At 61.9% G+C, this 18,024-nt stretch carries 20 protein-coding genes; 9 read left to right on the forward strand and 11 right to left on the reverse strand.

The window, feature by feature from the left end:
• Position 1 precedes the first annotated feature (1 nt).
• Genes DH08_RS01190 through DH08_RS01200 form a run of 3 tightly spaced genes read left to right on the forward strand, consistent with a single transcriptional unit; the run spans position 2 to position 2,610 of the window.
• A complete protein-coding gene (locus DH08_RS01190; protein WP_192177509.1) occupies positions 2–784 on the forward strand; it encodes an ABC transporter permease in 783 nt (260 codons plus the stop codon).
• A complete protein-coding gene (locus DH08_RS01195; protein ID WP_192177510.1) occupies positions 781–1,845 on the forward strand; it encodes an ABC transporter ATP-binding protein in 1,065 nt (354 codons plus the stop codon). Before DH08_RS01190 ends, DH08_RS01195 begins: the two co-directional genes overlap by 4 nt.
• 3 nt (positions 1,846–1,848) lie before the next feature.
• Positions 1,849–2,610, forward strand: coding sequence for an MBL fold metallo-hydrolase (locus DH08_RS01200; protein WP_192177511.1), 762 nt, complete (start codon positions 1,849–1,851; stop codon positions 2,608–2,610).
• A 16-nt stretch (positions 2,611–2,626) separates the two neighbouring features.
• Here the strand turns inward: DH08_RS01200 and DH08_RS01205 are convergent, their stop codons facing one another.
• The 6 genes from DH08_RS01205 to DH08_RS01230 all read right to left on the reverse strand — a co-directional run bounded on the left by DH08_RS01205 (position 2,627) and on the right by DH08_RS01230 (position 8,766).
• Positions 2,627–3,319 carry a TetR/AcrR family transcriptional regulator gene (locus DH08_RS01205; protein WP_192177512.1) on the reverse strand — a complete coding sequence of 231 codons (693 nt, stop codon included), beginning with the start codon at positions 3,317–3,319 and terminating at the stop codon, positions 2,627–2,629.
• Positions 3,320–3,360: 41 nt separating this feature from the next.
• Positions 3,361–4,788: an amidase gene (locus DH08_RS01210; RefSeq protein WP_192177513.1), complete on the reverse strand. Its 1,428-nt coding sequence runs from the start codon at positions 4,786–4,788 to the stop codon at positions 3,361–3,363.
• A 92-nt stretch (positions 4,789–4,880) separates the two neighbouring features.
• Positions 4,881–5,915, reverse strand: coding sequence for an ABC transporter substrate-binding protein (locus DH08_RS01215; protein WP_192177514.1), 1,035 nt, complete (start codon positions 5,913–5,915; stop codon positions 4,881–4,883).
• A 40-nt stretch (positions 5,916–5,955) separates the two neighbouring features.
• Positions 5,956–6,756: an ABC transporter permease gene (locus tag DH08_RS01220; protein WP_192177515.1), complete on the reverse strand. Its 801-nt coding sequence runs from the start codon at positions 6,754–6,756 to the stop codon at positions 5,956–5,958.
• A complete protein-coding gene (locus DH08_RS01225) occupies positions 6,749–7,669 on the reverse strand; it encodes an ABC transporter permease (protein WP_192177516.1) in 921 nt (306 codons plus the stop codon). The genes DH08_RS01220 and DH08_RS01225 overlap by 8 nt, the downstream gene beginning before the upstream one ends.
• Positions 7,670–7,674: 5 nt before the next feature.
• Entirely contained in the window at positions 7,675–8,766 is a 1,092-nt protein-coding gene (locus DH08_RS01230; RefSeq protein ID WP_192177517.1) for an ABC transporter ATP-binding protein, read from the reverse strand.
• Positions 8,767–9,049: 283 nt separating this feature from the next.
• On the opposite strand from DH08_RS01230, the gene DH08_RS01235 reads away from it, so the two are divergent.
• The 4 genes from DH08_RS01235 to DH08_RS01250 all read left to right on the forward strand — a co-directional run bounded on the left by DH08_RS01235 (position 9,050) and on the right by DH08_RS01250 (position 12,294).
• On the forward strand, positions 9,050–9,988 hold the full coding sequence (locus DH08_RS01235) for a hypothetical protein (protein ID WP_192177518.1): 939 nt from the start codon (positions 9,050–9,052) through the stop codon (positions 9,986–9,988).
• Positions 9,972–10,817 (forward strand): glycosyltransferase family 25 protein, encoded by an 846-nt coding sequence (locus DH08_RS01240; protein WP_246800649.1) that lies wholly within the window; start codon positions 9,972–9,974, stop codon positions 10,815–10,817. Before DH08_RS01235 ends, DH08_RS01240 begins: the two co-directional genes overlap by 17 nt.
• A gap of 30 nt (positions 10,818–10,847) precedes the next feature.
• The gene (locus DH08_RS36755; RefSeq protein ID WP_282595004.1) at positions 10,848–11,435 is read left to right on the forward strand and encodes a CatB-related O-acetyltransferase; all 588 of its coding nucleotides are present in this window, start codon (positions 10,848–10,850) and stop codon (positions 11,433–11,435) included.
• 106 nt (positions 11,436–11,541) lie between these two features.
• Positions 11,542–12,294, forward strand: a complete 753-nt coding sequence (locus DH08_RS01250; protein ID WP_210328493.1) for an O-methyltransferase — start codon at positions 11,542–11,544, stop codon at positions 12,292–12,294.
• A gap of 136 nt (positions 12,295–12,430) precedes the next feature.
• Here DH08_RS01250 and DH08_RS01255 read toward each other — a convergent pair whose 3' ends face one another.
• Positions 12,431–12,580 carry a hypothetical protein gene (locus DH08_RS01255; RefSeq protein ID WP_244425881.1) on the reverse strand — a complete coding sequence of 50 codons (150 nt, stop codon included), beginning with the start codon at positions 12,578–12,580 and terminating at the stop codon, positions 12,431–12,433.
• A gap of 283 nt (positions 12,581–12,863) precedes the next feature.
• Between DH08_RS01255 and DH08_RS01260 the strand changes: the two genes are divergently transcribed.
• Positions 12,864–13,637 (forward strand): NAD kinase, encoded by a 774-nt coding sequence (locus DH08_RS01260; RefSeq protein ID WP_006200805.1) that lies wholly within the window; start codon positions 12,864–12,866, stop codon positions 13,635–13,637.
• A gap of 191 nt (positions 13,638–13,828) precedes the next feature.
• On the forward strand, positions 13,829–15,409 hold the full coding sequence (locus DH08_RS01265; protein ID WP_192177520.1) for a DEAD/DEAH box helicase: 1,581 nt from the start codon (positions 13,829–13,831) through the stop codon (positions 15,407–15,409).
• 69 nt (positions 15,410–15,478) lie between these two features.
• Here the strand turns inward: DH08_RS01265 and DH08_RS01270 are convergent, their stop codons facing one another.
• The 4 genes from DH08_RS01270 to DH08_RS01285 all read right to left on the reverse strand — a co-directional run bounded on the left by DH08_RS01270 (position 15,479) and on the right by DH08_RS01285 (position 17,904).
• Positions 15,479–16,129: a YiaD family glycine zipper/OmpA-like lipoprotein gene (locus DH08_RS01270; RefSeq protein WP_040582308.1), complete on the reverse strand. Its 651-nt coding sequence runs from the start codon at positions 16,127–16,129 to the stop codon at positions 15,479–15,481.
• 162 nt (positions 16,130–16,291) lie between these two features.
• Entirely contained in the window at positions 16,292–16,660 is a 369-nt protein-coding gene (locus tag DH08_RS01275) for a GFA family protein (protein ID WP_192177521.1), read from the reverse strand.
• 156 nt (positions 16,661–16,816) lie between these two features.
• Complete coding sequence (locus tag DH08_RS01280) at positions 16,817–17,194, reverse strand: hypothetical protein (protein ID WP_192177522.1); 378 nt, start codon at positions 17,192–17,194, stop codon at positions 16,817–16,819.
• A 308-nt stretch (positions 17,195–17,502) separates the two neighbouring features.
• Entirely contained in the window at positions 17,503–17,904 is a 402-nt protein-coding gene (locus DH08_RS01285) for a GFA family protein (RefSeq protein WP_192177523.1), read from the reverse strand.
• Positions 17,905–18,024 lie beyond the last annotated feature (120 nt).

Below are 18,024 nucleotides of genomic sequence, written 5' to 3' on the forward strand. Positions count from 1 at the left end.
CATGCGCCGGATTGTCCGCATCGCGTCCTGGATTTACGCTCTCGCCGTCTACGGCTTCATCTTCCTGCCGGTCATCGTGCTGGTGCTGTTTTCGCTGCAGGCGACCTCGTTTCCGATACCGCCTTTCACCGGCCCGTCGCTGCGCTGGTACGACGCGGTGCTCTCCGACACCCGGCTGACCTCGGCGCTGGTCAATTCGCTGATCGTCGCCATCGTCTCCTCAGCTGCCGCCGTTACGCTCGGCTTCCTCTCCGCCTGGGGTTTTGCGCGCTTCACCCTGCCTTCCTCGGCGCTGCTGCGTGGACTGATCACCCTGCCGCTCACCGTCAGCTATCTCATCATCGGCATGGGGCTTCTGGTGCTGTTCAACTGGGCCGGCTTGCCGAAATCGCTGCTTGCCGCCGGCATCGGCCATGTCGTGATCAACCTGCCGCTCTGCTTTGCCATCATCTACAGCCAGATGGGCGACCATCAGATCAACATCGAACGCGCCGCGCGCGATCTCGGCGCGCCGGAATGGAAGGTGCTGCTGCTGATCACCGTGCCGGTCATGGCGCCGGCGATCTTCGCCAGCTTCTTTCTGTCGATGACCTTCTCCTGGGACGAATTCGTCATCTCCTTCCTGCTGACCCGCTTCGACACCACGCTACCGGTGGAAATCTGGAACCTGCTGCGCTCCGGTCTCAATCCCAAGACCAACGCGGTGGGTTCGCTGGTCTTCGCCGTCTCCATCGTGCTGGTGGTGCTTTTTGAACTGACATTGCTGCGGAGAAAGCCGGCATGAGCGCGCCCCTGGTCGACATAAGTTCCGTCTCGCATCGCTTTGGCCAGCACCCGGTGCTGAAGGACGTTTCGCTGAAAATCGAGCCCGGCAGCTACACCATCCTCCTCGGCCCGTCCGGCTCCGGCAAGACGACGCTGCTCTCCATCCTCGGCGGCTTCGTCACCCCGAGCGAAGGCAAGGTTTTCATCCGCGGCGAGGACTGCACCGCCGTGCCGCCGGCCAAGCGCCCGACGACGACGGTGTTCCAGGACTATGCGCTGTTCCCGCATATGAGCGTCGGCGCCAATGTCGGCTTCGGCCTGCGCATGCAAGGTGTCGACGGCGCGACACGGGGGGCCAGGGCGCGCGAGGCGCTGGCGCTGGTTGGGCTGGCGACGGCCTTCGACAAGAAGCCGCATCAGCTCTCCGGCGGCCAGCGGCAGCGCGTGGCGCTGGCGCGTGCGCTGGTCATCGAACCGGCCGTGCTCCTCCTAGACGAGCCGCTCGGCGCGCTCGACCTGAAACTGCGCCGCCAGATGCAGGACGAGTTGAAGGCGATCCAGAAGCGCGTCGGCACCGCCTTCATCCACGTCACCCACGACCAGGAAGAAGCGATGGCGCTGGCCGACCATTGTGTGGTCATGAATGACGGGCGCATCGAGGACGAAGGCCCGCCCGAGCGTGTCTATGCCCGGCCGGCGACGCGCTTTTCCGCCACCTTCATGGGCGAAAGCACGATCCTTTCGGGAACCGTGACCGAGGCGAAGAACGGGACAGTTACGGTCGCAACGCCAGCAGGTCCGATTTCGCTGCTCGGCACCTCGCCGGCCGGCGCGAAAGTCGCCCTCGCCATCCGGCCGGAGCATTTGGTCCTCGGCGCAACTGGAGGTACGGTTGCGCTCGGCACGGCGACGGTCAGCGACGTCGTCTTCCAGGGCAGCTTCAAACGCGTGTTGGCCGCCTCAACGCAGGATCCTGCGCTCCAGTTCATCGTCAAGGCTCCCGCCGCGGCGACAGTCCAGCCGGGCGACACGATCGCCGTTTCATGCAACGCTGGCGACATCATCCTGCTGACGGACTGAGCCATGAGCACACTTCCGGTCATCGAGGCTCCGGACTGGTACGAAACCATCCGCATGGGCGACGGCGTGACGCTGATCCACGAGCCGTGGATAAAGCCGTTCTTCCGCTGCAACATCTGGCATGTGCGCGGCCGCGATCGCGACCTGCTGTTCGACACCGGCCTCGGCCATTTCAGCCTGCGCTCCCACGTGCCGCTGGTGACGGAGCGAAAGCTCACCTGCGTCGCCAGCCACACGCATTTCGACCATATCGGCTGCCATCACGAGTTCCCTGAGCGCTGCGTGCATCGGGCCGAAGCAAAGATCCTCGCCGATCCGCGCAACGAATGGACGGTCGCCGACCGCTATGCCACCGACGCGATGTTCGATGGCATGCCGCAAGGCTGGGACACGGCGCGCTACAACATCCTGCCGGCGCCTGCCGGCCGCCTGCTGGAGAACGGCGATATCGTCGATCTCGGCGACCGTGCCTTCGAGGTCATCCACACACCTGGCCATTCACCCGGCGGCATCGCCCTCTACGAAAACAGGACGGGCATCCTGTTATCCGGCGACATCATCTATGATGGCCCGCTGATCGACGATGTCTACCACTCGGTCGTTGATGACTATGTCGCAACGCTGCTCAACATGCGCGACCTCGACGTCTCGGTCGTGCATGGCGGCCATTTCCCGAGCTTCGGCAAGGTCCGCTACCGACAGCTCATCGACGAGTATCTGGCGCAAAAGCGCCAGGCCGGCTGCCACCTGCTGCAAGCCCGCTAGGCAGCAACCCGATCTGTCACGCCAGATCGAAATGGCGCGGAAACGCCTGATGCAGCAGCATCAGCATGGTCTTGCGCAGCACATCGGATTGGCCCGCCGGCGGGTTGAGGTGGTCCCAGAACCATGCGCCATGCACGAGATAGTTGAGGCTCTCGGCCAGCGTGTCCGGGTCGACCTCGGTGTAGCCGCCGCTGCGCTTGATTTCGATGAGCAGATCGCGCGCCTCGGCATTGTAGCTGAGATCGCTGGGCAGGCCGATCTCGTTGTAGATCTGCATGCTCTTGCGGTCGCTGGAGAACACGACAAAGACCGAAACCCATTTCGGATGCTGCCGAGCAAACCGCTGCGCGCACTCGACCGCGCCCATCAGCCGCTCGACCGGCGACAGGCCCGGCACCCGCACCAGCGTCGCCCAAAGCTCGTCGTACCGGTCGCTGAGATACTGCAGGACGGCCCGGAAAAGGTTCTCCTTGCTGCGAAAATGGAACACCACCAGCGCGTTGGAGGAGCCGACATGCTCGGCGATGCGCTGCATGGTGACGCTGGCCAGACCTTCCTCGGCGATGAGGTCGATCGTAGCATCGATGATGCGCTGAACGCTCGCCTCGCCGCGTTCGCGCCGACGGTCCTTCGGGGCGGCATCGTTCGCCGACCCCCCGCCCTCAACCTTGGGCTTCTCCGCTATCACGGTTGCCTTGCGTTCTGCCATTCTCATCCGGCCTTTTCGAACCTGCGGCCCAGCGTCAGATATCAAAGCGACGGGCGTGTCCCGGCACTCTCATACCATTGTCCCTGCGCCGTTTCATAGGCGAGCGCCGCCCGGAACACATCGGCGTCGCAATAGGTGCGGCCGACAATCTGGATGCCCGTCGGCACGCCATTCACCGCCCTGCCCGATGGCATGGAGAGCACCGGACAACGGCTCATCATGTTGAACGGCGTCGTCATCACCCAGCCAAGCGACGGGTTCACCTGTTTGCCATTGATCTCGACCGTGTCCCTAGTGTGGTCGAACTCCGCCGGCACCGCGGGAAGAGCGTTCGTCGGGCAGATCAGCACATCGTACTTTTCCAGCAACGGACCCAGTGTCTGGTACATCCTGGCCGCCACCTCCAGGGTTCCGACATAGTCCGTCGCCTTTGACCTTTGACCGTCCTCGGCAAACTGCCGCGCATAGCTGGTCATGTCTTCGCCGTGCTCCTCGAGCAGCTGCGCCAGCGAGGCGCCGAAGAGATGCTCGAGATAGGCGATGCCGGCCTTCAACACTTCGTCACCCCAGCCCAGGTCGACCTCCTCGACCGTGGCACCGAGCGAGCGGAACACATCGCAAGCGGCAAGCGTGTTCCTGCGCACATCGGCATCCACCTCGAAAGAGCCGAGGTCCATCGAGAAACCGATCCTCCAGCCCTTGATCGGCTTGTAGTCGAGCGGCAGCCGCAATTTCGGGCGCAGCGTCGCGATGTCGAGCGGGCTCGGCCCAGCCATGACGTTCTGCAGCAGGATCGCATCCCTGACGTTCCGCGCCAGCGGTCCGGTATGGCAGTAGAAATCGAGGTTGAACGGCGGCTCGTCCGGATTGCGCCCATAGGGCGGCTTGAAGCCGACGAGACCGCAGGCCGACGCCGGAATACGGATCGATCCGGCAATGTCCGAACCGGTGGCGATCGAGGATGTGCCCGCGGCCAGCGTCGCCGCTGCCCCGCCGGACGAACCGCCCGGCGTGAAATCCGGATTCCACGGATTGCGCGTGACGCCCCATCGTCTCGACCAGGTAACGCCGGCGCAGCTGAACTCGGGCGTCGCCGTGCGTGCATGCACGATGCCGCCCGCCTTGATGACGCGCTCGTTCATCGTTGATGTATGCTCGCCGACGGCGTCTTTCGTCAGCAGCGAGCCATGCGATGTCGGCTTGCCTTTGATGTAGCTCTCATCCTTGATGCCGATCGGCAGGCCCTCGAGCGTGCCGGTCCTGGCGCCCCTGGCGTATTTCGCCTCGGCTTTTCTAGCGAGTTCCATGGCCTCTTCGAAATGCTCGAAGGTGAAACAGTTGATCGTCGCCTTCGTCGCCTCGGCGCGATCGATGGTCGCCTGCATCAGCTCGACGGGCGAAAGCGTCTTCGCCTTGAACTGCCGCAGCGCCTCGCTGGCCGGCATGTAGCAAAGGTCGAGATCGGTCATGGAAGTCTCCTGCGATCCTCGGATCGCCTTTGGGCTTGATGGTCGAGAAATGGCCGCGCCGCGTGTCGCGGCGCGGGGAAACTGGGGTCAGGCTATTTCTGCAGGTCGGTCCAGATCTTCGTGTAGAGCGCCTGCACATCCGGCGAACAGGTCGGCATGAACTTGCCCTTGGCGGCGAATTCGGCCGGGACATCCACCTCCGGCGCGCCCTTCATGTCGGCCGGCATGAAGGCTTCCGACCCCTTGATGCCGTTGGCGTAGCGGGCGAAGGCCGAGATCAGCGCGGCGTTCTCGGGATCCATGATGAAGTTCTGGAACAGCTTTGCGTTCTCGACATTCTTGGCGTCCTTGAGGACCGCGACATTGTCCATCCAGATCGGATAGCCTTCCTTCGGATAGCCATAGACGATCTTGTCGTTCTGCAGCCGCTGGCGCAGCGAAATGCCGTTCCAGTTCACGCCGGCCGCGATGTCACCCTTGCCCAGCCCGTCGACGGCGCCATAGTCGAACGAGAGCCATTTCGCCTTGGCCTCGACAAGCTTGTCGCGCACCTTCTTCAGAACCTGCTTGTCGTCGGTGCAGTATTCGCCGCCTTCATAGGAGATGGCGAGGTACATGATGTCGCCCATTTCCGGCACGACATTGATCTTGCCGACCAGCTCGGCCGGCGGATCGAGGAAGATCGCGGACGTGTTCACATCTCCGGAATAGACCGATTTGTTCACCGACATGCCGGTCGTGCCCCACTGCCACGGCACGGTGTATTTGCGGCCCGGGTCGAACGGGACGTCGACCCACTTCGGATCGACGTTCTTGAAATTCTCCATTGTGTTGGGATCGGTCTCCAGCAACAGCCCTTCGCTGATCCAGATCGGAACGACGCTGGCAGAAGGCACGACGATGTCGAAGCCGGCGCCGCCCTGGCGGATCTTGGCAAGTGCCGTGTCGTTGGAATCGAAATCGGTGACGGTGACCTTGACCTTGTAGGTCGCCTCGAATTTCTTGATCAGGTCGGGGCTGGTGTAGTTACCCCAATTGTAGATGTTGAGCTCGCCGTCGGCGCGGGCCGCGCCGGTGACAGTCAGCAGCGACAGCCCGACGGCCGTCGCGGTCAGTTTCCAGTTCATGCTTCTTGCTCCCATTGTTGGGACCGTCGGCGATGCGGCCTCAGGTCCGTTTCCTGCTGATGAAGAAGAAAGCCGTGACGATGCCGATCGACAGCGCCAGGAAGACCGTCGAGATCGCGTTGATCTCGGGTGTAACGCCGCGGCGGATCTGGCCAAGCATGAAGGTCGGCAGCGTGTCCTGGCCGCCCGATTTGACGAACTCGGTGATGACCACGTCGTCCAGCGAGACGACGAAGGCGAGCATCAGCCCTGCCAGAATGCCCGGCCAGAGCAGCGGCAAGGTCACGTGCCGGAAGGTCTTCCATTTCGTCGCATAGAGATCGGCGGCCGCCGTCTCGAGCGACAGATCCATGCTTTCGAGCCGCGCCCGGATCGGCAGATAGGCGAACGGCACGCAGAAGGCGGTGTGGGCCAAGATCAGGTAGCCGAGGCCCGAATAGCCGGTCCAGATCTTGATGCGCGAGAACACGATCAGCAGTGCCACCGCGGTGACGATCTCCGGCACCATCAGCGGCTGGTTGATGAAGGCGTATTTGAACGTCAGTCCCCTGTATGGCTTGGTCCGGGTCGTCGCCAGCGCCGCCATCGTTGCCGAGATCGTCGCCAGGATGGCGGCGATGGCGGCGATCTGGAACGAGCGGATCGAGGATTCGATGACCAGCGAATTGTTCCAGGCGGCATGGAACCAGCGCAGCGAAAAACCCTTCCAGATCGCCAGCGACTCGTTGTCGTTGAAGGCGTAGACCACCAGCGTGGCGATCGGCAGATAGAGCAGGAAGAAACACATCATCGCCATGGAGGCGAAGCCTGTTTGCCGCCGGACGTCGAAGCGGTCAGCCATGACTGCCATCCGATCTGGTTGTGTTGCGGACGTAGAACAGCAGCGCGACCATCACGATCGCCATCAGCGCGATCGACAGCGCGGCACCGAGCGGCCAGTTCCGCCCCTGCCCGAATTGCAGTTCGATCAGATTGCCGATCATCAGATTGGTGCCGCCGCCCAAGACGCGCGGCGTTACATAGGCGCCGAGCGAAGGAATGAAGACGAGGATCGAGCCGGCGACGATGCCCGGCGTGACCAGCGGGATGATAATGCGCCGCAGCACCTGCAGCCGCGTCGCATAGAGGTCGTAGCCCGCCTCGACCAGGCGGAAGTCGATCTTCTCCATGCTGGCATAGAGCGGCAGCACCATCAGCGGCAGGAACACATAGACCATGCCGGCGAGCACGGCGAAGTTGGTGTACATGAGCTGGACGGGGTGGTCGGTGATGCCAAGCGCTTGCAGCACCCAATTGACGATGCCGTCATTGCGCAGCACCTCCTGCATGGCGAAGGTGCGGATCAGAAGGTTCGTCCAGAACGGGATGGTGATCAGGAACAGCCAGATATCGCGGCGGTGTTCGGGCCGCGTCGCGATGAAATAGGCGGTCGGAAAGCCGAAGATCAGGGTCAGGATCGTGGTCATCGCCGACAGCGACACCGAGCGCCAGAAGATCGACAGATGCGCGCCGGCAAGCGACAGCGTGTCGTCGAAGACGTCACGCTCGAGCAGCACGCTCACCCAGGCGTTGGTCGAGAACTGCCACTTCACATCGCCGTAATTGCCGGGCGTCAGGAAGGAATAGACGACCACGATCAGCAGCGGCCCAAGGGCCGCGAGGAAGACGATCAGCAGCGCCGGGGCTGAAAGCAGCCAGCGCGATCGAATATCGTCGCGCTCGGCCTTGTCGGCGATCTCTTTCGCGCTCGCCATCGGCCCTAATCCTTCAGCAGTTGCGCGGCGCCGTCGCCCATCTGGATGCCGACCTTGTCGCCCCGCTCGAAGCCGCAACTGGCGCAGCGCGAATTCTGCTGGCGCACGATGAAAGCCTCGCCGCCGTCCAGCCGGACATGGATGTGCGTGTCAGTGCCGAAATAGACGATGGTCTCGATCGTGCCGGCCAGATCGCCGGTGCCCTTGACCAGCCTGGCATGCTCCGGTCGTACCATCAGCGTTGCCTGGCTGCCCGGCTGGAAATCCCTGGCAGCCATTGCGAGGATCTTCGCGCCTGAGCGAAGGGCGACCTTCGCCTTGCCACTCTCGGCGCATTCAACCGTGCCGGTCAAAAAGTTGGTCTCGCCGATGAAATCGGCGACGAAACGCTCGGCCGGGCGGTCGTAGATGTCCCAGGGCGTGCCGACCTGCAGGATCTTGCCCGACGACATCACGGCGATGCGGTCGGACATTGTCAGCGCTTCTTCCTGGTCATGGGTGACGAAGATGAAAGTGATGCCGGTCTCGTGCTGCAGCCGCTTCAACTCGATCTGCATTTCCTTGCGCAGCTTGTAGTCCAGTGCCGACAGCGGCTCGTCGAGCAGCAGCACTTTCGGCTGTGGCGCCAAGGCCCGCGCGAGCGCCACGCGCTGCTGCTGGCCACCTGAGATCTGGCTGGTGCGGCGATTCCTCTGCTCCTGCATGTGGACGAGCTTGAGCATCGCATCGACACGGGCAGCGATCTCGGCCTTCGGCTTGCCCAGCATCTTGAGGCCGAAGCCGATGTTCTCGGCCACCGTCATATGCGGGAACAGCGCATAGGATTGGAACACGGTGTTGACCGGCCGCTTGAACGGCGGCAGCGGCGCGATGTCCTGGCCATGCAGCAGGATTTCGCCATCGGTTGGATAGTCGAAGCCGGCGATCAGCCTGAGCAGCGTGGTCTTTCCGCAGCCGGACGGGCCAAGCAAGGTGAAGAATTCATTCTCGCGAATCGAGACCGAGACGTTGTCGAGCGCTTTGACCGCGTCCTGGCCGGCTCCCTGAAAAATCCTGCTGACGCCCTTCGCCTCAACGGCGGGCCGGATGGCTGTCAAGATGTTCCCCTTTTCTGGTGGCCATTCACCGGCGACGCCAGCTGACCAACTCAATTCTCGCCATCAGGGATAACTATGACTAAACATACAGTCAATATCTTTCTGAGCGAGACTGTCGGGTGACCGTTGACGATGCGGATCAGTGGGGAGAGCTGCCATTGGCGCGCCTTGTAAGCACGCTTCCCAACCGAAAGGCGCTTGTGAGGCCGGGCTTTGGTGCTAGACGCTATGTCTGGATCTCGGCCGGTCAAAGCCATGTCGCGGCCGTTTATGAGAACAGGCGATGGCACGAAAAATTCTGAAGAGAACCGTCGATGCGATCAATGCCAGCAGCTTCGTCGGCAAGGCGAAATCCATCCGCGATAAACTGTCGTACCGAATTTACCAGGCCAAGGGCGCGAGCCGTGGGCGGGAGTTCTCGCGCCATTTGCAAGAATCCGGATTGTCCAGGGTTTGCTTCACCATCGCTTTCAACACGCCTTGGGTCATCGATGCCTTGACCAGGGCATGGCAGATCCATTCGCCGGGATTGTCGCTCGTTGTCGTCGACAATTCGTCCAGCGAAGCGGCGAGAAAATCGATTGAACGCATCTGCTCGGCAAGAGGCGTACCTTACCTCGGCTTGCCCAATCGTCGTGAGCGCCATTGGTCGCGCTCGCATGGGACGGCCCTGACCTGGGTGTTTGACAACATCGTCAGGCACCTTCGGCCGGAATTCTTTGGATACATCGATCACGATTGCTTCCCGGTCGCACCCTTCGACATTCCCGCGCGGATGGAAGGAAAGGTCGTTTATGGTCTCAAGCTGCCTGCCAACGAGAACTTCCGTTACAAGCCAACTGTAGACGATCCCAAATGGCATCTTTGGGGAGGCTTCTGCTTCTTCCGCTTCGCGGCCGTCGAGGGACTGGATCTGGATTTCGGTCCGCGCATGGAACTTGGGCTGGACACCGGCGGCGGCAACTGGCTGCCGCTCTATTCGCGCCTGGCGGAAGCAGACATTTCAGCCGCGGTCGAAGAACCCGCTGCGGTCGTGCTGGCTGGCGAACGCAGTGAGCATCATCAGTTGTTTGACGCCGCTTTCTTTCATGTCGGAGGCTCCTCCTACGCCGACCAAAAAACCCGCCATCACCGCACCGCGCAGCATCGCGAACTGTTGCGCGACTATGTTTGGGAAACCTACCTCGGCGGCGCCCAGAACCGGATTGCCAGCGATTCCTGATCCGGTATCGACTGCCGCGGATGAACGGCGCCTCTGGATTTTCGAGACCTGCAACATTACAGACGCAAGAATGCAAGAGTTCCCATCCGACAAGGTCTTTGTCCGCGTATGCCATGTCAAACAAGGCTACGAGGACCGGGAGCGTCATATCCTGAAAGAGTTTGGCCGGCGCGGCGTGCCGGTCCATTTCTTTCTCGATTGGGACATCGCGGATATCACCAAGGAAACCAGGGCATCCTTTGTTGGATCGGACAAATTGCGGCCGTCCGAAGTCTCGCTTGCCCTGAAGCAGGTCGGCATATGGCGGGAGTTTCTCGAAACGGACAAGCTGTTTTGCCTGGTGTTCGAGGACGATGTGTTCCTTGACGCCGACTTCGTCGGCAAACTGGGCGAGTGCATTGCCGAGTTCGGCAGTCCGGACCGGAAGGCTGTCGTCTATCTCGGCAGCGGCAGCAATTATTATGTGCCTCGATGGAAGTTGCGGAAGGGCCAGAAACTCTATCCGGGGCTCCATGCGCGTTGCGCCGATTCATACCTGATCACGCGCCCGGTCGCCAAAGCCAGGCTCGATTGGTTGGCCGAGCACAGACTGTCAAAGCCGATCGACCATCAGATTGAACATATCGATGAGAAGTTGGGCATAGAAATGCTCTGGTTCGAGCGGCCGATCGTTGAACAGGGAAGCCAGAACGGTGCGTTCCAAAGCTCGGTCGCGGGCTCGGCTCGTCACTTGTGGCTGAAACGGATCACCTGGAGTTGGAAGAAAGCCAGCCGGCGCTTCTTCGGTCACAACGCGCGCGGCAAGAGCAATTCCAGGAAAAGTGCGTAGCGGTTTCCGTTTGTTATTGGGAGCTTCCCTTTGTCGAAACTATCCAACTGGTTGCGCGAGCATCGCATCCTCGGGGCAAGGCATCCGTTGGCAGCGAACGTAACTGTTGGTCGCCACACTTATGGATTAACGAAGCACACGGTCTCCATGCAGTCCGCAGAGGCACCCTTGAATGTTGGCTCCTTTTGCTCGATCGCCGGCCAGGTCATCATCATGTGCTCCGGCAATCACTCTATGGACTGCGCGACATCGTTTCCGATCCACATGCAGCTGCTGAAAAAGCCCTCGCCGGTCCAAAATGGCGGAAGGCGGGCCGGCGTGAATATTGGCAACGACGTCTGGGTCGGTTTCAGAGCGACGATATTGCCTGGCGTAAGCATCGGTCATGGTGCCGTCGTCGGCGCCGGCGCAGTGGTCACCAGGGACGTGCCACCCTATGCAGTTGTCGCCGGGAACCCGGCGAGAATTATCCGATTCCGCTTCGCCGACGAGATTGTCTCAAAATTGCTCGCAATCCGCTGGTGGGAATGGGATGACAACAAGATCAAACAAGAGGCCGATACGCTAACCGGCCCGATAGAAATATTTGTTGCAAAGCATTTTCAGACTGCGCCTTGATAGCAACCCTCCTGTTTCTTGACCACTTGGCGAGCTTTGGCCAAAAGCTCTCGGGCTTGTGGTACTGAAAGCAGCCAGTATGTGTGGCTCCAGCGGGGTATCAGACATGTTTGGTTTTGGAAAAAAGCGTCGCGAGCTTGCTCCCATGGAACAGGCTTTGTTGCGCACTCCGGCGAGACATAAGCTCGAGTCGATAATCTTAAGCTCGGACGACGAGGCTTGGCAGCCAACGCGACGCCTGGTTGATCTAGCCATTAGGGCGGCCAGTCGCGCTGCCGATATTTCTTTTCCCGATCTGGACAGCAGAAAAGCCAAGGAGCGGCGCTGGTACCGCACCTGGCCAGGAGAACACTACCGGCTTCTCGCCGCGTTGGTGGCGGACCTGGAAGCTCTGAATGTTATCGAGATTGGAACCTGGACGGGCATGGGAACGCTGTCGATCGCCTCGGCGCTTCCACCAGGCGGTAGGGTTGTTACTTTCGACATCGTGCCATGGAATAGCCTTAAGCGATCCTGGTTTCACCAGGCTGATTTCGTAGACGGGCGCATAGTTCAGCATCTGGCTGACGTTACAGCCCCCGAGGGGATGGAGCCCTATCGAAACCTTTTTGCAGAGGCCGATTTCATTTTCATAGATGCCCCGAAAGACGGCGTCACCGAACAGAATTTCATCGACACTTTGGGGGCTCTAACCTTGCCAAAGAACCCAATCGTCATGTTCGACGACACCCGCGTCCTGAACATGATCCATATATGGCGTCAGTTGAAACGCCCGAAGCTGGACATCACATCGTTTGGCCACTGGAGCGGGACCGGTCTGGTGGACTGGAATGGCAAGCGGACACCAAGAAAAGTCTAGCCGCCGAATAGGGCGCAGGGCGAACCGTCTTTCGTCACAATGCTTACTGCGACGTGCCCTGCGCATGGACAATTGTGACACTCCGATCCAACCGCCCGCCGCCTATCCGGCGTCAATGATCACCGGATTTGCGAACCTACAGCGCCTTTTGCGGACAGGGCATGCCGGCGGCATCGCCGCAGCGCGAGGCAGTGGGCTGAGGCCGGATGCTCATTTCTTCGGACTGGCGCACCAGTTCGGAAAAGACGAGCGCAAAGCTTCCCAGCATCAGGAAGACGATGATCATTCGGGTAACCGGCAATAGACAGGTCTCGACTGCTGGCCCCACGCCGCCCATCCACTGCCGGCTAACATGATCGATCCGGCTTTACGAGAGCTTAAGTTCCGTCTTAACCATCACATTCCCTTGTTCCGCGACACGAAGCGCGAGCGGTCATGTCCACGGTGCCGCATCGAGGCCCGGCCTCCCTTTGCAGATGCGGGTGGCCCATGCTACCCCGGCGCAGGCGCGGCCCGGCAGACCGGTCGCCGCCAATCGGTCGTCGCCAATCGGTCTTCATCGGGGAACCATGAGCAAAGCCGCCAGCCGTCTCGCCTTCGTTTCCTCCGACACAACCGACGCCAAAGCGGCGCTGGAAAACCTGTCGGCGCGCTATGGCCAGACCTCGGTCGAAGACGCCGAGATCGTCGTTGCACTTGGCGGCGACGGCTTCCTGCTGCAGACCCTGCGCGACACGATGAGCACGGGGAAGAAGGTCTACGGCATGAACCGTGGCACCATCGGCTTCCTGATGAACGAATACCGCGCCGGCGGCCTCGTCGAGCGCATCGCGGCGGCCGTCGCCGAGACGATCCGTCCGCTGGAGATGCTGGCGCTAACCCATGCGGGCGAAACGGTTTCGGCTCTCGCCATCAACGAGGTCGCGCTGTGGCGGCAGTCCTACCAGACGGCCAAGATCCGCATCACCGTCGACGAGCAAATTCGGCTGGAGGAATTGAACTGCGACGGCGTCATGATCGCGACGCCTGCCGGCTCGACCGCCTACAATCTGTCCGCGCACGGGCCGATCCTGCCGCTCGATGCGCCGCTGCTGGCGCTGACCCCGGTCAGTCCGTTCCGCCCGCGCCGTTGGCGTGGCGCGCTGCTCTCCAACAAAGCAACGGTTCGCTTCGACATTCTGGAGCCGGAAAAGCGGCCGGTGAACGCCGCCGCCGACCATACCGAGGTGAAGGCGGTGGCCTCCGTCACGGTGCGGGAGTCGCCGACGGCGACAGCAACATTGCTGTTCGATCCCAATCATTCGTGGAACGAACGCATCCTGGCGGAACAATTCCGCTATTGAGCCGGCGCAACGACCGGACCTCTATTAAGCATCGCGATTAAGGTTACGTCTTCACAATCGTAGCATTCCGGCCCGTTTCTGTTGACAAATCGCGGGCTTGCGCCTAATCGCATTACCGATCTTGCAGGCGCGCAGCGCTTGCCGCGACGGTTGCCGTTGCGCTTCCCCGAACCAGCCAAAGACATCAAGACTTGTCCTCAGACACCCAGACCGCTCAAGAAGCGTTGACTTTTTCGGACCTCGGCCTGTCGCCGAAGGTTCTTTCCGCAGTCACCGATGCCGGCTACACGCAGCCGACTCCGATCCAGGCCGGCGCCATCCCGCACGCCTTGCTCGGCAAGGATATTTTGGGCATCGCCCAGACCGGCACCGGCAAGACGGCATCCTTCGTGTTGCCGATGCTGACCCGGCTTGAAAAAGGCCGCGCCCGCGCCCGCATGCCGCGCACGCTGATCCTCGAACCGACGCGCGAACTCGCCGCGCAGGTGGAGGAGAATTTCATCAGATACGGCAAGAACCACAAGCTCAACATCGCGCTCTTGATCGGCGGCGTCTCCTTCGACGAGCAGGACAAGAAGCTGGAGCGCGGCGCCGACGTGCTGATCGCGACACCCGGACGCCTGCTCGACCATCGCGAGCGCGGCAAGCTCTTGCTCAACGGCGTCGAGATCCTCGTCATCGACGAGGCCGACCGCATGCTCGACATGGGCTTCATCCCCGACATCGAGCGCATCTGCGAGATGATCCCGTTCACAAGGCAGACGCTGTTCTTCTCGGCGACGATGCCGCCCGAGATCACCAAGCTCACCGAAAAATTCCTGCATGCGCCGGTGCGCGTCGAGGTTTCCAAGGCTGCGTCCACCGCAACCAGCATCATCCAGCGCCTGGTCAAGTCAGGCTCAAAGCCCTGGGACAAGCGCGAGACGCTGCGCAATTTGATGAAGGCCGAAGATGCCGAGCTGAAGAACGCCATCATCTTCTGCAACCGCAAGGTCGAGGTGTCGGAACTGTTCCGCTCGCTGCTGAAGTATGATTTCGACGCCGGCGCCCTGCATGGCGACATGGACCAGCGCGCCCGCATGCAGATGCTGGCCAATTTCCGTGACGGCAAGCTGCGCTATCTCGTCGCTTCGGACGTCGCCGCGCGCGGTCTCGACATTCCCGATGTCAGCCATGTCTTCAACTACGACGTGCCGATCCATGCCGAGGACTATGTCCACCGGATCGGCCGCACCGGCCGCGCCGGACGCTCGGGCAAATCCTTCACCATCGCCACCAAGTCGGACACCAAATACATCGACGCCATCGAGCGGCTGATCGGCAACAAGATCGAGTGGCATGACGGCGACCTGTCGACGGTCGTCGCCAGCGAGGGCGAGGACGAAGCGCCGCGCCGTGGCCGTGGCGCCCCGCGCCGCGCCGGCCGCAAGGACGACGACCGCAAGGAAAAGGGCGAGCGCAAGCCGCGCGAACGTCACGCCAAGCCCAGCGAAGCAGCGCCACAGGAAGCGGCGCACGATGAACAGCCAGTCGCGGCCGAGGCCACGGTTGCCGACATCGGCGAGCGCCGGGCGCGCAAGGAAGCGATCCGTTCGGAAAACACCGAACGCAAGGCTTCCGATCGCAACGAGCAGCGTACGCCGGAGCGTGGCGATTCGAGGCCGCAGCGCGACAGCAACCGCCCTGCCCGCCACCGCCAGGAAGACAATGACGCCACCGTCGGCTTCGGCGACGACATGCCGGCTTTCATGCGGATCGTCGCCAAGGTCTGATCGTCCAGGTTCGATCTACAAACAAAAACGGCCCCTTGCGGGGCCGTTTTCACGTACAGCGTTTATGACTCAGGTGAGCGGCGAGAGCTGGATCTCGACGCGCCGGTTCTGGGCGCGGCCGGCCGATGTGGCGTTGGACGCGATCGGGCGGGTCTTGCCGAAGCCGGTGACGGCGAAGCGGCGCGAATCGACGCCCTGGCCGGACAGATAGTTGGCGACCGCCAGCGCGCGGCGCTGCGACAGATCGAAATTGTGTTCGTCGCCGCCGGTCGAATCGGTGTGGCCGAACACGTCGACCGTGGTCTGGCGGAACTTGTTCAGAACCAGCGCCACCGAATTCAGCACCTGATAGAAGCCCGGCTTCACCGCGTCCTGGTCGACGTTGAAGGTGATGTCGGACGGCATGTTGAGGATGATCTGGTCGCCGGTGCGCGTGACGCTGACGCCGGTGCCCTGGAGCTGGCGGCGCAGCTCCGCTTCGTTCTGGTCCATGGTGGCGCCGATGGCGCCGCCGGCAAGCGCACCGATGCCGGCGCCGATCAGCGCATTGCGGCGGTCATTGCCGCCGGCGAGCAGGCCGATGCCCGCACCGGCCAGCGCGCCAAGGCCGGCGCCGGCCGCCGTGTTGGAGACCTTCTGCTCCCCGGTGTACGGATCGGTTGTGGTGCAAGCGCTCACGAGCACAGCCGTCGCCACGACGACGAGCACAGTCTTTTTCATAGGATCGTCCCTCTTCAAACCGCAGCCATTGCAGCCGCGCATACAAACCCTTCGCCCGGACTTGTAACATGAAATACGGCGAAAAAGCGGAACGGGGAAAGCGCCGGCCAAGGCTTTTCCAGACGCAATCGCGGGCCGCTGCGCCAGGCTCTGCGAGACCGGCTACCAGAGGTTCCTGCCGTCGATGACGACCACCTCGACCTTGTCGAGATCGAAATCGTCGAACAGGCGCGAATTCACACTGATCTTCGGATTGTCGAAATCCGGCTCGCCGCTCGACCAGTCCGGCGTTTCGGTGAAGGTGCCGCAACCGCATGTGGCGCAAAATCCGTGCTTTATGGTTTTTGACCCCCAGCGGTAGAAAGAGACGTTTTCAGGCGGGCTGGTGAGCTTGAATTGCGAGGGAACGTAGTAGGCCCAGAGCGAGCCGCGCTTCGAGCAGAAGGAGCATGTGCATTGCGTCACGGTCTCGGGCGCTTGCGAAACCTCGAATGTCGTCGCCTTGCAGTGGCAGCTTCCCTTGATGGTCATGAACGAGTTCCTCTCCGTTGCCCACCGCCCCCGCGGCAAAAGGCAACATAAAGAAGCGTTCCTGACAACCGCCTGTCGGCAGGCTTGCATGCCTGCCGCACCCAAGCCGAACCCTCAAAGCCACACCCTCGCGCCGCTCCCGTGGCGGCAATTGCCTCAATATGAGCGTGGCGGCACGAACAGGCAGATCGTCTTGCCGGCGTCGAGACCAGCCTGGTGCGCACACCAGTGGAAATCGCCGTCAGGGCTGTCCTTGACGCGCTTGTCGCTCATTGGAACAACCTCACCCGTGCCAGCGATTACATAACCCTCGGGCCTTTCCAACACTTCGCCCGTATGCGTGGTGCGGCAATCGTAGTTGGCACAGCAGGCGAACGGATAGCTCCAACCTTGCGGCAGCGTCGCGGTGGGCTTGGCATCGTGCGCGAAAGCAGGCGCCGTCAGCAATGCGATCGCACCGGTTGCGAACAGGGAACACAGAAGTCGGCCAGCCGGTTGAACGGCGCCGGCCGATCGAATTGTGGCAGCAGACATGGAAATGTTCCTTTCAAACGAGCCCCAAGCGTTTCGCTTGCCCGTTCCCAGAACGTGTCTTCCCAGTGGCCGGATCGTCAGGTCGCAGATATGCCGCGTCCGGCCATAAATGCTTTTGGTCCCTCAGCCCGAATGCTGGGCTGATTCCTTGGTCGGCGCAAGGCGCACAGTGCCGCAGTCCCGCGCCGACATCTGCCTTCCGAAATGGTGCGCCGGCTTGGTTAACGAGCAGTTAACGCAGCCTGCGACCAGGGATTGCGCTCGACGAAATACGCAGCCGCCGGTTCCACCTACCCGCCGGCGGAAGCTCAGTTCACATGCTCCTTATACTGTGGCAGGTCGTCGGTGACTGTGAACCATTTCGCCTTGGAATCGACGAAGATGTGGGCCGTCGGGCGGATGCTCGGATCGTCCACCAGAGTTCCCATGGCGACATGGACGTACGCGCCTTCGCGCACCACCGAATAGAGCAGCGAGCCGCACTGCCGGCAATGTGCATCGTGGCCGCTCTCCTCGCCGAAGATCAGCAGCCTGTCACCGCCTGCAGTCAGGCGGAACTTCTCGCGCTCGATGCCGGCGAAAGGCTTGAACGCCGAGCCTGTGGTGCGCCGGCAGTTCGAGCAATGGCAGTTCGCGGCATAGACGAACTCGTCCGCCACCTCGTAGTGGACAGCCCCGCAAAAGCACTTTCCGGCAAGCTTGCGAGTCACCGGCTCCTCCTTCGCCCCACGCTTGGGATATGTTCAGATTCAGGTCAGGCCGAGCCGAGAGTGGTGGTTTCCGAGAACCGGAGCGGAGCGTACTTAAAGTACGTGAGCACCGGAAGCGCA

Origin of the sequence: Mesorhizobium amorphae (assembly GCF_014843845.1) — a bacterium.
Lineage (GTDB): Bacteria > Pseudomonadota > Alphaproteobacteria > Rhizobiales > Rhizobiaceae > Mesorhizobium > Mesorhizobium amorphae_A.

Excerpts from the sequence above, each read along its gene's own strand:
- DH08_RS01190 (WP_192177509.1), top strand. The coding sequence starts at position 2 with ATGCGCCGGATTGTCCGCATCGCGTCCTGGATTTACGCTCTCGCCGTC.
- DH08_RS01195 (WP_192177510.1), top strand. The coding sequence starts at position 781 with ATGAGCGCGCCCCTGGTCGACATAAGTTCCGTCTCGCATCGCTTTGGC.
- DH08_RS01200 (WP_192177511.1), top strand. The coding sequence starts at position 1,849 with ATGAGCACACTTCCGGTCATCGAGGCTCCGGACTGGTACGAAACCATC.
- DH08_RS01205 (WP_192177512.1), bottom strand. The coding sequence starts at position 3,319 with ATGGCAGAACGCAAGGCAACCGTGATAGCGGAGAAGCCCAAGGTTGAG.
- DH08_RS01210 (WP_192177513.1), bottom strand. The coding sequence starts at position 4,788 with ATGACCGATCTCGACCTTTGCTACATGCCGGCCAGCGAGGCGCTGCGG.
- DH08_RS01215 (WP_192177514.1), bottom strand. The coding sequence starts at position 5,915 with ATGAACTGGAAACTGACCGCGACGGCCGTCGGGCTGTCGCTGCTGACT.
- DH08_RS01220 (WP_192177515.1), bottom strand. The coding sequence starts at position 6,756 with ATGGCTGACCGCTTCGACGTCCGGCGGCAAACAGGCTTCGCCTCCATG.
- DH08_RS01225 (WP_192177516.1), bottom strand. The coding sequence starts at position 7,669 with ATGGCGAGCGCGAAAGAGATCGCCGACAAGGCCGAGCGCGACGATATT.
- DH08_RS01235 (WP_192177518.1), top strand. The coding sequence starts at position 9,050 with ATGGCACGAAAAATTCTGAAGAGAACCGTCGATGCGATCAATGCCAGC.
- DH08_RS01250 (WP_210328493.1), top strand. The coding sequence starts at position 11,542 with ATGTTTGGTTTTGGAAAAAAGCGTCGCGAGCTTGCTCCCATGGAACAG.
- DH08_RS01255 (WP_244425881.1), bottom strand. The coding sequence starts at position 12,580 with ATGATCATCGTCTTCCTGATGCTGGGAAGCTTTGCGCTCGTCTTTTCC.
- DH08_RS01260 (WP_006200805.1), top strand. The coding sequence starts at position 12,864 with ATGAGCAAAGCCGCCAGCCGTCTCGCCTTCGTTTCCTCCGACACAACC.
- DH08_RS01270 (WP_040582308.1), bottom strand. The coding sequence starts at position 16,129 with ATGAAAAAGACTGTGCTCGTCGTCGTGGCGACGGCTGTGCTCGTGAGC.
- DH08_RS01275 (WP_192177521.1), bottom strand. The coding sequence starts at position 16,660 with ATGACCATCAAGGGAAGCTGCCACTGCAAGGCGACGACATTCGAGGTT.
- DH08_RS01280 (WP_192177522.1), bottom strand. The coding sequence starts at position 17,194 with ATGTCTGCTGCCACAATTCGATCGGCCGGCGCCGTTCAACCGGCTGGC.